Genomic DNA, 14752 nt, shown 5'->3' on the forward strand with positions numbered 1-14752 from the left:
AATTCAAAATGCAAAGTATAATTAATTTTATAGACAATGAACAGATTTATATAGTAATAGCTCTTATGATTATTGTATTTATACTAATAGTAATAATTATAATAACCTATGCATCTTTAAATAAATTAGAGAGAAGATACAGAAAATTAATGAGAGGTGTAAATAGTAAAAATTTAGAAGAAGTTGTTACATCTTATTTAGACAAAATTGACGAAGTTAAAGATCAAAATGAAACTATAAAACAACGGTATGAACAAATAAATGGGGAACTGAAAACTTGTGTGCAAAAAACTTCAATGATAAGATACAAAGCATTTGATGATAGTGGAAGTGATTTAAGTTTCTCTATAGCATTGATTGACGGAAACGGTAGTGGTGCTATATTAACAAGTATTTATGGTAGAAACGAGAGTACTACTTATGGTAAACCAATAGATAAAGGGATATCTAGGTATGAATTATCTCAGGAAGAAAATAAAGTTTTAGAGCAAGCTATAAATTTATAAAAATAAAAAACAAATATAAATCCCAAGATATCCATTAGATACCTTGGGATTTTATATTTGTTTAATAAAACTTAAAATCTAATAAAGCAGTTAATCAATATAAATTAACCTTCAACGTCCTTTATGTTGAAATCACCATAAATGGAATTGGATTTTTTTCCGCCTGCGATTTTGAGTATTGAATGGTATAAACCATTGGATATAGCATCAGCAAGCATCATTACTGTATATAATCTTGTGTTTTGAAGAACCATAAATTCAAAGGCTCCAGATATATTTACAACGCCTGTTATGCTTAAATCGCCTACTTTAGGTAAATCTTTATTCATAGCAGCACCAGGACTTAATGGTTTTTCCTCAACAATGATTTTTCCTACATTTTGCAAACTTCCCAGACAAGCATCTATTGCAATAATGTAAGGGTTGGTATAGGAATAGTTAATTTCATCAATTGTTTCACATAAATTTTTTGCATGGACTGGACATTCAAGACTACCGTAAATATGAATTCTATTTCTAACTAAAAATTTAAGCTTGTTTCCAACTAGGGGTCCTAAACTATCACCAGTAGACCTGTCGGTGCCAATACATAAAACAACAATAGGACGTGAGCATTTTGCTATGGGAAAAATATATTGACTTATAATATCTCTTAACTTAAAAGTGCAATCTCTGGACATAGAATCTAAAATAACTTTATCTACCATAAAAAAACCTCCTATTTGGATATTAGCCATTTAGGAGGTTTTCTATTCTATAAAACTTCAACTTTTTTCAATATATTGTAAAAGACTAAAAAGAACATACAGAACAACATCCCAACAATACCATTTGCTTTTAATCCTATAAATATAGAAGCGAGAACTGCTACGGGGTGAATACCTAGTGATGAAGACACAATCTTAGGTTCTATAATTTGTCTTACTATAGTGACAATTATATAAGATATCAGAAGGCCTAACGCAGCTACATAATTATTAGATATAAAAAATATTATTATTACAGGAAGGTAGATAGCTCCTATACCGAAAATAGGGAGTAAATCAAATACTCCACATAATACACTCAGAGTAACAGCATAATTAACTTTGAAAACTAAAAAAACAACTAATGTTTCTAAAAATGTTATAGTGATTATCAGTAAGTAAGAAAGTAAATAATTTTTAAGCATTTTTTTTGATTCATCAAGTATAGAATGTAATCTATCTTTATTTTTTAAGGGAATTAAATCAAACTTTTTTTTACTTGAAGATGAGAAATCTTTTGTGAAGAAATATGTAGTAAGTAAAGTAAATAATAAAACCATTAAAATATAAGGTATAGTAGATACAAAACCTAGAGTTTGCGAAAAAATTTTTGTGGATGCATTCATGCTAATATTTATAGTCTTGGTTATATAATTAGTAATATTTGACTCAATATTACTGACTACGCTTGGATCTAAAGTTTTATAATAATTTTGTAAATTACTAAAAAGATTAAGTAGAATGTTTTTGTTTAAAGTTATATATGATTGAATGTTTTTTCCAAGTAGTATAGATTCTGAAGTTAAAGTGGTGATGATTAAAGATAATAATACAACAATTACAGTGAAAAATATGGTAGTAGTAAATAATGAAGCTATAGTGTTTTTTAGTTTGAATTTTTTCATCAAAAATTTTGTTGGTATCTTAAGTAGTGAAGCTAAAATAAAAGCAAATACAAAGGGAAGGGTGTAACCGATAGTTCCAAAAAATATTACAAAAATAAAGGTATACAAAACAAAAAATATAGCTAGTTTATCAATTTTTTTTAGAATATTTTCCATGTAAATAAAATCACACCTTTCTAATAATGGTATTTAGAGCGTTAAGGGTATAGTTAATGTCTTTAATATCGTTAAAAGGGCCAATTCCAAATCTTAAAGTACCAGTTGGATATGTTCCAATGCACTTATGGGCCAGGGGTGCACAGTGAAGGCCAGTTCTTGTTGTAATTCCATAGTCATTATCTAGAATAAACCCTAATTCGGAATTGTCGATTTTTGTTGAATTAACAGAGATAGTAGCGGTTCTTTTAGAACTATCCGTGAGACCATAGACATTAATAGAGGATATATTTAGAAGCCCCTCTATAAAATTTTTGCACAAATATTCTTCGCTTTCACGAATGGAGTCTAAACCCTGGTCATTAATAAAATTAATACCTTCTAAAAGGCCAGCTATACCTGGGGCGTTTAGAGTCCCGCTTTCGAATTTATCAGGCAAAAAATCTGGTTGAACAATACTAGATGAAAGACTACCTGTTCCGCCTTCTATAAAGGGGGTGCATCTTTCATTTAAATTATCGTCAATTAAAAATCCACCGGTACCTTGAGGTCCAAGTAAACTTTTATGACCTGTAAAAGCTAGGGCATTACAATTTAATTTATAAAAATCTATTGGTAATGCTCCGGCAGTTGCCGCAGTATCTATAACAAAATAAATGCCCTTGTCTTTACATATCCTACCGATAGATTCTAAAGGCTGAATACTTCCAATGATGTTAGACGCATGTGAGAGAACTACCAATTTTGTATTAGGTTTAAGTGTATTTACAAAATCGTCTACATTAATTAAGCCTTCTTTTGAACAAGGGACAATGTCTAATTCTATAATCCCTTTTTCGCAAAGGGAGTTTAATGGTCTTAAGGTAGCATTATGATCCATTGAAGAAGTTATTACATGCCAGCCTTTTTGGCATGTAGATTTTATAAGTATATTTAAAGAAGTAGTAATATTTGGTGTAAAAATTATGTTTTCAACTTTATCAAAGTGAAAAATGTCCATTAAGGCATATCTACAATTTAAAATAACTCTATTTCCGGTAAGTGAAGTTGTAGATACACCTCTTCCTGGGTTTGAACCTATATTCATCATGTAATTCATCATTGAATTATACACTGCGGGCGGCTTAGGAAAGGTGGTGGCTGCGTTGTCTAAATATATTTTCATGATTTCCTCCAATATTACATAATAATTTATTATTATATTCTATAAAAAATATAGAAGCTATTAATATTATGTATAACAAGTTAAATTTTGTTTTCATACAATTAAGGCTATAAATAGTTTATAATAAAATTAGATAAATAATAAAATACATTTTTTATAAGAATATTTTAAAAGTTAGAATTTTAGATTCATATAATATGAAATGATAGACAATATTGCATTATAAATACATTTTTTTAATTAACATATTATACAATATTATAATCTAAAGTTCTGTAAATGTATATGAAGTGATTAATATTATGACGTGGAAGTAGGGTGAAAAATATTGAATAAATATTATATAGTAACATTTCAAAATACACATGAAGCCATGAAAGCGGAAAGAGAAGCACTGCGAAAACAGGTTAAGGTAGTAGTTGTTCCTACACCTACGTATATAACTAAAAGTTGTGGGATTAGTTTAAAAATAGATGATGAGAATATTCAAAGTATAATTGAGCTAATTAAATTAGAAAAGATAAAGGTAAAAGAAATTTTTGTACGGGATAAAGAAAGTGTAAAAGTTATGACAATATAGTAATAATAAATTAAAGGCGGGATGTGTAATGAAGGTATTCAATTTAGGCGATATTGTTGAAATGAAAAAAACTCACCCTTGTGGCAGCAAGAATTGGGAAATAATTAGGTTAGGTGCGGATATAAAAATAAAATGTTTAGGTTGCGCTCGGATAGTGATGCTTCCAAGGATAAAATTTGATTCTGGTGTAAAGAAAATTATAAAAGAAAATGTACTAAATAAAGAAAAAGAGCTTTAAAGAAAAAGCACCTATAAAAAAATAATTACTTGATTAATGCATAATTAAATGATATAATCTATTATTGTAATCCCTGCCGTGCAATGCATGGCCGTTAGTCCGAGGGGAGGAGGTGAAATTAATGAGAAAATATGAAACTATATTCATATTACATCCTTCATTAGACGAAGAAGCTGTTAAAGCTAACGTTGAAAAATTTAAAGGTGTAATAGAAAATAATGGTGGAGAAATTGAAAATGTTGATGCGTGGGGCAAAAGAAAATTAGCTTATGAAATACAAAAAGTTGGTGAAGGTCACTATACATTAATCAATTTCAATGCAAAACCTGAATTACCGAAAGAATTAGATAGAGTATTCAGAATTACTGACAGTGTTATAAGACATATCATAATAAATCCAGAAAAATAGGTGGTGCATTTATGAATAAAGTTGTTTTAGTTGGTAGATTAACAAAAGACCCTGAGTTAAAGTTTGCTCAAGGGACAGGAACAGCTGTAGCCACTTTCACTGTAGCCGTCAATAGAAGATTTAAAAGAGAAGGTCAACCAGAAGCAGACTTTATACCAGTAGTGGTATTTGGAAAGCAAGCGGAAGCTACTGCTAATTACATGAGTAAAGGCAAGCTTTTAAGCGTATCTGGAAACATTCAAACTAGAAATTATGAGGCTAAAGATGGTACTAGGAGATATGTTACTGAAGTGATTGCTGATGAAGTTGACTTCCTTGAATGGGGAGGAAATAAAACATCAGGTACGAATACTAATCAAGGTGGAAATAATAGCGAATCAAATGCTGGATCTCATAGTTTTAGCAATGATAGTGATATAACACCAATTGATGATGGAGATATTCCATTCTAATATTAGGTAAGGAGGAAAAACAACAATGGCTATGAACGAACATAAAAGAAGCGGCGGCGGTGCTGGCGGAAACAGAAAGAGAATGAAAAGAAAAGTTTGTGCTTTCTGTATGGATAAAGCAACTGCAATCGACTATAAAGATATAAATAAATTGAGAAAATATGTTACAGAAAGAGGAAAGATTCTTCCAAGAAGAATTTCTGGAAACTGTGCAAAACACCAAAGAATGCTTACTGTATCTATAAAAAGAGCAAGAAACATAGCATTATTACCATTTACTACTGAATAGTAAACTCTTACTAATAAATAGTAAATGACTGAAAGCAGCGCCTTAAGGTAGCTGCTTTTATTTTTTTACAAATAAAAATAAATATTTTACTCAATAATCAAAATATAAATATAAAAGTATATATTATGCAGTATGATTTGTAGTATACTTGTAGTTGTAACCCATAAAATGTAAACGAGAAAAATATTAGATATTAACCTACGAATTCTCTATATAGAAATAAACTTTAGTTGCATAAATTTAGAAAACTAACTAAAATGGAGTTATAAGCATAAGCCTACAAGGGGAGATGATATACTATGAAGAGACAAGATTTTAATATAATGTCTAATGTTAAGATAATTGAAAGTTTGAAGGCTGAGCTATTATGTATAATAGGTGATTTCTTCAAGTTGCTAAGTAAAGGAAGCAATGTTGCTCAAGACGCCATACTAGATTGCATTTCCGGGGCAATAATACTTTTATATATATTAGGCGAAAGGCTAGGATATTCCAATGTAGCCGTGGATGAGAGTATGAAAAAGAAACTAAAGGTGGGAATAGTTGAAGGAGATAATATAGAAAAGGATGGAAAAGATCTAAGTAAACTATATTCGCATATAAAGGAAAGATAAGTAATGGAGGAAAAAATGGAGAATAAAAAGTATAGTACAAAGGCAATTGTAGAGGCTTCGCTTATAGCTGTTATAATTTCAGTAATAATGATTATAACGGGATACTTGCCAATTGTTTCATTTATAGGAACTTTAATATTGCCAATTCCGGTGGCAATACTCTACATAAGGCATAACATCAAAATAACAATCACTGCTATATGTTTGAGTATAATTTTAACATCTTTAGTATATAATCCAATAATGGCAATATATTCAGCTATAACTTATAGTATTATTGGAATTGCGCTTGGGTATTGTGTTAAAAAAAATAAAAAGTCATCCATAACTTTATTCTTTTTAGCTATCGGCTCTGCAATATCAAATATACTAACCATAGCTTTTTCTATGTTATTTATAGAAAAAGTAAGTTTTGTGAATTTTATTTCCAAAAACTTAGAATTTTTTAAGCAAACAATGAAAGTTTCCTTTGATGGAGCAAAAAAATTTTATTCGCAAGCAGGAATTACCCCGGAACAGTTGAAGATTTTAGATAAAAATTATGAAATGATAAACAAAATGGATGTTATGACAATTTTGGTAGGAATACCGGTAGTTATTTTTATGTATTCCTTTATATCAGCTTATTTGAATTATATAGTGTCTAGAGCCATATTAAAGAAACTAAACTACAAAATGGTTGAAGTATTACATTTTAGCAGAGTTTACGTTTCTAACATACTAGGAGCTGTATTAATAGGCATAGTATGTATAGGCATAATACTTTCATCAAAAAAAATAGCCGGAGGGAATTATATACTAAATTCCTCCCAATTACTTGTGCAACTTGTATTTGTGATAAATGGACTTGCGGCAGCTACGTATTTTTTAAGAGTTAAAAAGAATTTATCTAAACCAGTAGTACTACTAATTTTAGTGTTAACAGTGCTTTCGCCTCTAGGTAATATTTACTTTTCAATAGGACTCATGGAGATGGCTTTTGATTTTAGAAAGCTTGATCCATATAGAATTAAAAGAAAATAATTGGGGGCTAATTATGGATAATAAATATAATTATTTTAGTGTTAATAATAAAATATATATGGTGACAATGGCCCTACTCATATGTATAATATTTTATTATGGACACTTTGAAGTGGGAACCCTAACACTGGGACTATACGCAATACTAGTAGTGTATAATATCTATAACTCGAAGGTTAAAAAAAATGAGTGGAAAAAATTTATTGAAAATTTTTCATCTAAACTTGATATAGCAACCACAAGCACCTTAGTAAAACTTCCTTTTCCACTAATAATAATAGGGTATATGGGAAATATATTATGGTATAATCAAAGTGTAACTACAATGCTTGAAGGGGAAGATCTTCTAAATAAAAATATTAGAGATATAATTAAGGAACTAAATCTAAAACAGGTTTTAGAGGGTAAGAAGAATATATTTCCAAATATTAAAATAAAAGATAATTGGTATGAAATTTACACAAATATTGTTGACACAAACGAGAATAAAAATGTTAAAGATAAGATTATGCTTTTATATTTTTATGATATAACAGAAAAAACCAATTTGATAAAAGGTATTAACGGTAACAGGGAAAGCGTTATGCTAGTGGAGGTTGATAACCTTGCTGATGTTGTTAAAACTACAGAAGAAGATAAGGCGCCTTTACTTGTAGCAGATATTGAGAGAACAATAAACAGCTATGGACAGAGCGTAAATGCTGTGGTAAAAAAGTATACATCGAATAAATATGTTATTATAGTTCAAGACAAGTATATTGAAAAAGAAATAGAAAAGAAATTTGATATACTAGATAGTGTTCGCGAAATAAGTAATGGTAATAAACTCGCAGTTACTTTAAGTGTGGGCGTTGGTAGGGGAGAAGATACACCACTTAAAAACTATGAATTTGCTACCTCAGCTAAGGAACTTGCCTTAGGTAGGGGTGGTGATCAAGCAGTTGTAAAAAAAGGTGAAAAGTTATCTTTCTTTGGAGGGAAAACAAAAGAAGTTGAGAAAAGAACTAAGGTTCGTGCAAGGGTTATAGCTCATGCATTAATGGATTTAGTAAATGAGAGTAACACAATTTTCATTATGGGACACAAAAATGCTGATCCTGATTGTTTAGGTTCGGCCATAGGGCTATATAGTATTATTAAAAAATCAAACAAAGAATGCTATATTATTCTCGAAGGAATAAATAGTGGTATAAAAAGCATGATGGATATAATACTCGCAGATGAAGAATACAAAAATACTTTTATAACAAGTGAAAAATTTAAAAGTGTTAAAAATTCAAATAGCCTAATTATATTAGTAGATGTGCACAATGAAAGTCATGTTCAAAATTTAGAAATAGTTAAAGAGGTAGAAAAAGTAGTTATAATTGACCATCATAGAAAGTCACAAGATTTTATACAAGGGGCGGTCCTGAGTTATATGGAAACTTACGCATCATCTACTGCTGAATTAGTTACTGAGATGATTCAATATATGGTAGATAAGCCAAAGCTTAAACATATAGAAGCAGTAAGTCTTTTGGCAGGAATATGTGTGGATACAAAAAATTTCTCTTTTAAAACAGGAGTCAGGACCTTTGAAGCAGCAGCTTTTTTAAGGCGGCATGGTGCAGATACTATGGATGTTAAAAAAATGTTTTGTGATGATTTGAGTATTTATTTGAAAAGAGCTGATATTATAAGATCAGCGAAAGTTAAAAATGAAATTGCTGTAGCCGTCTGTCCAGAAGTAATAGAGGATACTGTATTAGCTGCCCAAGCTGCGGATGAACTTCTAAATATTACTGGTATCGAAGCGTCATTTGTTATTGTAAAAACAGGAGATGAAGTATTTATTAGTGGAAGGTCTCTTGGGAAAATAAATGTACAGTTAATACTCGAGACATTAGGTGGAGGCGGACATATGACTATGGCTGGTACGAAATTTACTTCATTGAAACTTGAAGAAGTGGTGGTGAAATTAAATGAAGCTATAGATGAATATTTAAAGGAGGGCGAAAAATAATGAAAGTTATATTATTAAAGGATATTAAAAGTATGGGTAAAAAGGGTGATGTGGTAAACGCTGCAGATGGATATGTAAGGAATTATTTAATTCCTAGGCAATTAGTCGAGGAAGCTACAGACTCAAATATGCACATATTAAATAAAAAAAATGATATTGAAAGAAAAAGGAAAACATCTGAAATTGAAGATGCACAAAAATCAGCTAATGAACTTAAAGATAAAGTTGTAAAAATAATTGGTAAAGCTGGAGAAAATGGAAAACTTTTTGGTGCGATTACAACTAAAGATATAGCGTTAGAATTAAATAAACAGTGTAATTTAGATATTGATAAAAAGAAAATAGTAACAGATACAATAAAATTATTAGGAACTTACGATGTAGAAATTAAAATATACCCAGAGATATCTACTAAGATAAAAGTTCTTGTTTGTGAGGAATAATCATATAAACCGAAGGGAGGAAACGCTTTAGTAAATAAATGATAATCATATTTATTAAAGCGGATTACGTTTGAAGACATTATTAGTTAATCAAATTGGAGAACAGGTTGAAAGAGATGCATTACCTCTGGATACACAAATAGACGTTTTATATGAAATAATGAGGAATGTGCTAGATGAAGGCACTATAAAGTCTAAAATTATAAAATTTAAACTTCAGAAGCATATTAAAAGCGAAAGTATATATAGAAGGTTATTCGCTTTAAATAAAATTATCAGCAATGGTAAGGGTATAGAGATAGTGCCTAATGAAAAAAATATACAAGAAGCACTAGATAATACTAATGAATGGTTGACTGATGAAATAGCTAAAAGATATGTGCAAAATAAGATTGAAGCTGAAGTAGAAAAAAATCTAATGGAAAAGCAAGATAAGTATATTGATGAAGTAAGACTTGGAATAATTAAGAAACAAAAGGGTCCTGAAAATGCTAAAACACTTAAAAAATATGCGGATTTAGAAGAACTTGATAGCAGAAAACTTACTAAAAATATACAAGCTATATTAAGACCTGAGAGTTTTAGTGAAATAGTTGGTCAGGAAAGAGCTATAAAATCTCTGTTATCTAAAATGGCATCGCCGTATCCTCAACACATTATTCTTTATGGACCACCAGGAATTGGAAAGACTACTGCGGCTAGGCTTGCCCTTGAGGAAGCTAAAAAGCTAAGTTATACTATTTACCATAAAGATGCTAAATTTGTAGAAGTGGATGGTACAACACTACGGTGGGATCCAAGAGAAATAACAAATCCACTTTTAGGCTCTGTACATGACCCGATATATCAGGGAAGTAAAAGAGATCTAGCTGAGGGTGGGATCCCAGAACCAAAAATAGGTCTTGTAACAGAGGCTCATGGAGGAGTATTATTTATTGATGAAATAGGTGAACTTGATAGTATACTTCAAAATAAATTACTTAAAGTATTAGAAGATAAAAGAGTTGAGTTTTCATCATCTTACTATGATCCTGAAGATGAAAACACACCCAAATATATAAAATATTTATTTGATAAAGGTGCTCCAGCAGATTTTGTTTTAATAGGGGCTACTACCAAGGAACCATCAGAAATAAACCCAGCATTAAGATCAAGATGTACTGAAGTTTATTTTGAACCATTAACTGCTAAGGATATAGAAAATATAGTGGTAAATGCTGCGAAAAAATTAGAAGTTAAAATAGGTGATGGGGTTGCACAAACTATTAGTAGATATACTATTGAAGGAAGAAAAGCTATAAATATTTTAGCAGATGCTTATGGATTTGTACTGCATAATAGAAAATCAGTAGATGATTCTCAAGTCAAAATTGAGGTTAAGGACTTGTTAGATATTATATCTATAAGTAGACTATCTCCCTACGAGGAATTAGATAAAGAGGTTAAAGCTGAAGTTGGCCACATATATGGACTTGGGGTATCAGGATATATAGGATCAACTATAGAAATAGAAACATCGGTATTTGAGGCCAAGGAAAAAGGTAAAGGTCAAGTAAGGTTTAATGATACTGCTGGAAGTATGGCTAAGGACTCAGTGTTTAATGCTGCCTCTGTAATAAGGAAAACAACAAATAAAGATATTAAGGATTATGACATACATGTAAATATAGTAGGTGGAGGTAAAATTGATGGACCATCGGCCGGAGCAGCTATAACTGTATGTATAATTAGTTCTCTTTTAGACAAACCTCTAAGGCAGGATGTTGCAGTAACTGGAGAGATATCCCTTCGGGGTATTATAAAACCAGTAGGTGGCATATTTGAAAAAATTTACGGTGCAAGAAGAAAGGGAATTAAGCTAGTTATAGTTCCGAGTGATAATGAAAAGGAAATTCCTATTGACCTTAAAGATATTGAAATAAAAACATCATCAAACATTGAAGAACTAATGAAATTAGTATTTGAAATAAAATAAATTAACTATAATTAATGGCCCTGTTAAATCATCACCTTCGGTGATGCATTTTTAGCAGGGCATAAAACATTACTTTAGGGGAGATAAAAAAATGGATACACCTCTTAGAAGTTTACCCTATAATTTAGAAGCAGAACAATCAGTAATTGGATCAATGCTTATAGATAAAACCGCGATATCACAAGTAGTAGAGGTTCTAAAAAGCGATGACTTTTACAGAGATTCCCATAAAGTTATATTTAGCGCTATTTTTGATTTATATCAAAAAGATACACCTATTGACATGATTACTTTGCTCGAGCATTTACGTTCTTCTGAAAAGTTAGAAGCTTCAGGGGGAATTACTTATATTTCAGAGATAAGTAACTCGATACCCTCCACAGCTAATTTAAGTTCGTATATAAAAATTGTAGAAGATAAAGCTACTTTAAGAAAACTTATTAGAGCTTCTACGGAAATTATAGAAAATTGTTATAATAAGCAAGATGATGTAGAAGCTGTAATGGATCTTGCAGAGCAAAAAGTATTTAATATATCACAGAAAAAAAATGCAGGTGACTTTGAACCAATGAACACGGTTCTAGAGCGAGGTTTCTTAGAAATAGAAAGAATATTTAATAATAAAGGGGAAACAACAGGAATATCTAGTGGGTTCCCAGAACTTGATGATAAAACCGCTGGATTTCAAAAGGGTGATATGATTCTTATTGCTGCAAGGCCGTCTATGGGCAAAACTACCTTTGCATTAAATTTAGCAGAGTATGCAGCTCTTAGACAAGGGAAAAGTGTAGCTGTATTCTCCCTGGAAATGTCTAAGGAACAACTTTCTTATAAACTGCTTTGTTCAGAAGCAAATGTTGATATGTCAAAGCTTAGACATGGTGATTTAGAAGATAGGGACTGGGAAAACATAGCGAAAGCATCCGGACCGCTTGCTGCTGCTAAAATATTCATTGATGATACAGCAGGAACTTCTGTTATGGATATGCGTTCAAAATGTAGAAAATTAAAAATGGAGCATGGCATAGATCTGATAGTTATAGATTATCTTCAACTTATGACTGGTAGCAATACAGAAAGCAGACAACAAGAAGTATCAGAAATATCAAGATCTATTAAAGCTCTTGCAAAGGAGATGCAGTGCCCTGTTATAGCATTGTCACAGCTATCACGTGCGCCAGAGCAAAGAACTGATCATAGGCCTATGTTATCTGATCTTAGAGAGTCAGGGTCTATTGAGCAGGATGCTGACCTTGTTATGTTCTTATACAGAGATGAGTATTATAATGAGGAAACGGAAGATAAAAATGTAGCAGAACTTATAATAGCAAAACAAAGGAATGGTCCTATAGGCACAGTAAAACTTGCATGGATAGGCCAATTCAGTAAATTTGCAAGACTTGATGTAATTCATAGAGAGTAAGAATACGCTAAAGTAGATTTATCTACTAGATTAGATAAATTATGATAGGATAACAAAATTTATAAAATTTTGTTATCCTATTTCTATTTGTGTACATATAGTGTGGGAGAGGTTGATATGACTAGTGAGCTATTAAGGATATTTTCTTTAATGTGGATATATATATGTTTACATTTGTAGATAGATATATATATAGATATATCTATCTATATTTACAAGGATGTAGACAAACATCTATAAATAGGTTTATAAATATATATATAAATATTTTATTACAAAAGAAGGATATTGATACATAATATAGAATATATAACAATAAGGAATAATTAGAAAAATTTAGGAGGAAAAATAAATGAACTTAACAGAAATATCAAAAAAGTATCCTGTATTAAAGAAAGCGCTAGCATCTGTACTAACTGTTGACATAGGAAATACATTTACAAAAACAAGTACCAATGTAACTTTTGCTAGTAGAGTCTCTGCTGTAAGCAAGCATGGTTCTAGGGCTACTGGAATAAGTAACATCACTTGGAATGGAAAGTTATACACCGTAGGTAATAAAGAAGGCAAGCTTAACATGGAATCTAATAAATACATGTCCGAGCATTATAAGTTGAATCTGCTTAACGCTATTGCACTAAGTTTTAAGGGGGAAACTAAAATAAAAGTAAGACTCGCTGTAGGACTTCCAGCAGAATATTATATAGATCACAGTATTCCACTTAAAAATGAAATAAAGAAGATGGAAAAGCAGTCTATAACAATAAATAATATAACATATGATATAGAAATATTAGATGTACAAGTATTTAAACAAGGAGGTACATTAAGCGCTGAAACCATGGAAACATTTACTTATCCAATGTTATTACTTGACTTTGGTGGTGGTACTTTAGATGTATCTCATTGGAAATATGAGAAAGATGAATTCGGTAACAAGGTGCTTGGAATGACTAAGGCTAGTAGTTTTGCACAACATGGATTTGAGCCAACAATAGAAGCGTTACTCACTAAGTTCAACTCTGCTGACGGATCTGATGGTAATTATGATATATCAGATGCTATCGAATATTTAGAAGATGACGAACTACCTTTTGGGGAAGCAAATGTATTAAAAGACATTAAAGATCTAGTGTTAAAACCATACGTGGAGAAAGCAATAAGTTCAATTAATAGCTCTTTTAAACCAAATACTTGTAAAGATATAAGAATAATAGGAGGGCCTGCGCAGTTACTATTAGAATATTTACAAACTGAGTTCATGAAAACTCAGCCAAAACTTATAGACAATAAAAATCCTCAATGTGCAAATGCTATACTGTTCGCTGAAAGATATAAAGAATTGTTAGTACTTGAATACTTAGATGGAAATAAAGAAGTTGCTGCAACGACAGTAGCAGGTCAATAAGTATGGGAGCACTCCGTAAAACTGTATCATCAAATTTAGGAGAGGAAACAGATAAAGACTTAATTAATTATGTGAGCAATATGGAGAAGAAAGGTATTAATAATTCTAAACTTATAAAGCAGGCTCTGAGATTTTACAGGGACTACGGCAATAAAGTTAAGAAGCTAGATACAGTAGATATTGCAAATATTTTAGATAACCCTGAAGTTAAAGATTATATAGGTAATATAGTTGGAGAGCTTTTTAAAGGTGCTATGCCAAACTCAATTCCACAAATTAACGATGCAGTTATTGTTAAAAAATCAAATGAGAGAGAGATAGATTCTGTTGAAAGTGATTATATGAAAAAACTTAATTGTGTGAAAGATATGTCGTTATAGCTTGGAGTGGCGTCTTCGCCACTCCTTTTTACTTT

Annotated in this window: 17 protein-coding genes; 14 read left to right on the forward strand and 3 right to left on the reverse strand. The window is 30.8% G+C overall.

What is annotated here, in order from left to right; translation table 11 throughout:
* The first annotated feature begins 8 nt into the window (after positions 1–8).
* On the forward strand, positions 9–506 hold the full coding sequence (locus ACWJJ7_RS11955) for a DUF4446 family protein (RefSeq protein ID WP_462962302.1): 498 nt from the start codon (positions 9–11) through the stop codon (positions 504–506).
* Between the two features lie 104 nt (positions 507–610).
* Here the strand turns inward: ACWJJ7_RS11955 and yyaC are convergent, their stop codons facing one another.
* From yyaC to ACWJJ7_RS11970, 3 genes are read right to left on the reverse strand one after another with little or no spacing between them, the layout of a single operon-like run.
* Positions 611–1213 carry a spore protease YyaC gene (yyaC, locus tag ACWJJ7_RS11960; RefSeq protein WP_462962303.1) on the reverse strand — a complete coding sequence of 201 codons (603 nt, stop codon included), beginning with the start codon at positions 1211–1213 and terminating at the stop codon, positions 611–613.
* Between the two features lie 47 nt (positions 1214–1260).
* Entirely contained in the window at positions 1261–2313 is a 1053-nt protein-coding gene (gene ytvI / locus ACWJJ7_RS11965) for a sporulation integral membrane protein YtvI (protein ID WP_462962304.1), read from the reverse strand.
* A 10-nt stretch (positions 2314–2323) separates the two neighbouring features.
* Positions 2324–3478 carry an aminotransferase class V-fold PLP-dependent enzyme gene (locus tag ACWJJ7_RS11970; RefSeq protein ID WP_462962305.1) on the reverse strand — a complete coding sequence of 385 codons (1155 nt, stop codon included), beginning with the start codon at positions 3476–3478 and terminating at the stop codon, positions 2324–2326.
* Between the two features lie 328 nt (positions 3479–3806).
* Between ACWJJ7_RS11970 and ACWJJ7_RS11975 the strand changes: the two genes are divergently transcribed.
* From ACWJJ7_RS11975 to ACWJJ7_RS12035, 13 genes are all read left to right on the forward strand, one after another.
* Complete coding sequence (locus ACWJJ7_RS11975; protein ID WP_462962306.1) at positions 3807–4058, forward strand: DUF3343 domain-containing protein; 252 nt, start codon at positions 3807–3809, stop codon at positions 4056–4058.
* Positions 4059–4086: 28 nt separating this feature from the next.
* Positions 4087–4296 (forward strand): DUF951 domain-containing protein, encoded by a 210-nt coding sequence (locus ACWJJ7_RS11980; protein WP_462962307.1) that lies wholly within the window; start codon positions 4087–4089, stop codon positions 4294–4296.
* A 121-nt stretch (positions 4297–4417) separates the two neighbouring features.
* On the forward strand, positions 4418–4705 hold the full coding sequence (gene rpsF / locus ACWJJ7_RS11985) for a 30S ribosomal protein S6 (protein WP_165411835.1): 288 nt from the start codon (positions 4418–4420) through the stop codon (positions 4703–4705).
* Between the two features lie 11 nt (positions 4706–4716).
* Positions 4717–5157, forward strand: coding sequence for a single-stranded DNA-binding protein (locus ACWJJ7_RS11990; RefSeq protein ID WP_462962308.1), 441 nt, complete (start codon positions 4717–4719; stop codon positions 5155–5157).
* A 25-nt stretch (positions 5158–5182) separates the two neighbouring features.
* Positions 5183–5446 carry a 30S ribosomal protein S18 gene (gene rpsR, locus ACWJJ7_RS11995; protein ID WP_165411833.1) on the forward strand — a complete coding sequence of 88 codons (264 nt, stop codon included), beginning with the start codon at positions 5183–5185 and terminating at the stop codon, positions 5444–5446.
* Between the two features lie 299 nt (positions 5447–5745).
* Positions 5746–6060 carry a MazG-like family protein gene (locus tag ACWJJ7_RS12000; RefSeq protein ID WP_462962309.1) on the forward strand — a complete coding sequence of 105 codons (315 nt, stop codon included), beginning with the start codon at positions 5746–5748 and terminating at the stop codon, positions 6058–6060.
* Between the two features lie 15 nt (positions 6061–6075).
* Complete coding sequence (locus ACWJJ7_RS12005) at positions 6076–7083, forward strand: DUF2232 domain-containing protein (RefSeq protein WP_462962310.1); 1008 nt, start codon at positions 6076–6078, stop codon at positions 7081–7083.
* A 13-nt stretch (positions 7084–7096) separates the two neighbouring features.
* On the forward strand, positions 7097–9088 hold the full coding sequence (locus tag ACWJJ7_RS12010) for a DHH family phosphoesterase (protein WP_462962311.1): 1992 nt from the start codon (positions 7097–7099) through the stop codon (positions 9086–9088).
* Positions 9088–9531: a 50S ribosomal protein L9 gene (gene rplI / locus ACWJJ7_RS12015; RefSeq protein WP_462962312.1), complete on the forward strand. Its 444-nt coding sequence runs from the start codon at positions 9088–9090 to the stop codon at positions 9529–9531. The genes ACWJJ7_RS12010 and rplI overlap by 1 nt, the downstream gene beginning before the upstream one ends.
* A gap of 70 nt (positions 9532–9601) precedes the next feature.
* Positions 9602–11506 (forward strand): Lon family ATP-dependent protease, encoded by a 1905-nt coding sequence (lonC, locus tag ACWJJ7_RS12020; protein WP_462962313.1) that lies wholly within the window; start codon positions 9602–9604, stop codon positions 11504–11506.
* 91 nt (positions 11507–11597) lie between these two features.
* Positions 11598–12929, forward strand: coding sequence for a replicative DNA helicase (locus tag ACWJJ7_RS12025; protein WP_462962314.1), 1332 nt, complete (start codon positions 11598–11600; stop codon positions 12927–12929).
* A 352-nt stretch (positions 12930–13281) separates the two neighbouring features.
* A complete protein-coding gene (locus ACWJJ7_RS12030) occupies positions 13282–14337 on the forward strand; it encodes a ParM/StbA family protein (protein WP_462962315.1) in 1056 nt (351 codons plus the stop codon).
* 2 nt (positions 14338–14339) lie between these two features.
* Complete coding sequence (locus ACWJJ7_RS12035; RefSeq protein ID WP_462962316.1) at positions 14340–14717, forward strand: hypothetical protein; 378 nt, start codon at positions 14340–14342, stop codon at positions 14715–14717.
* Positions 14718–14752 lie beyond the last annotated feature (35 nt).

The organism is Clostridium sp. CM042 (genome assembly GCF_055080995.1).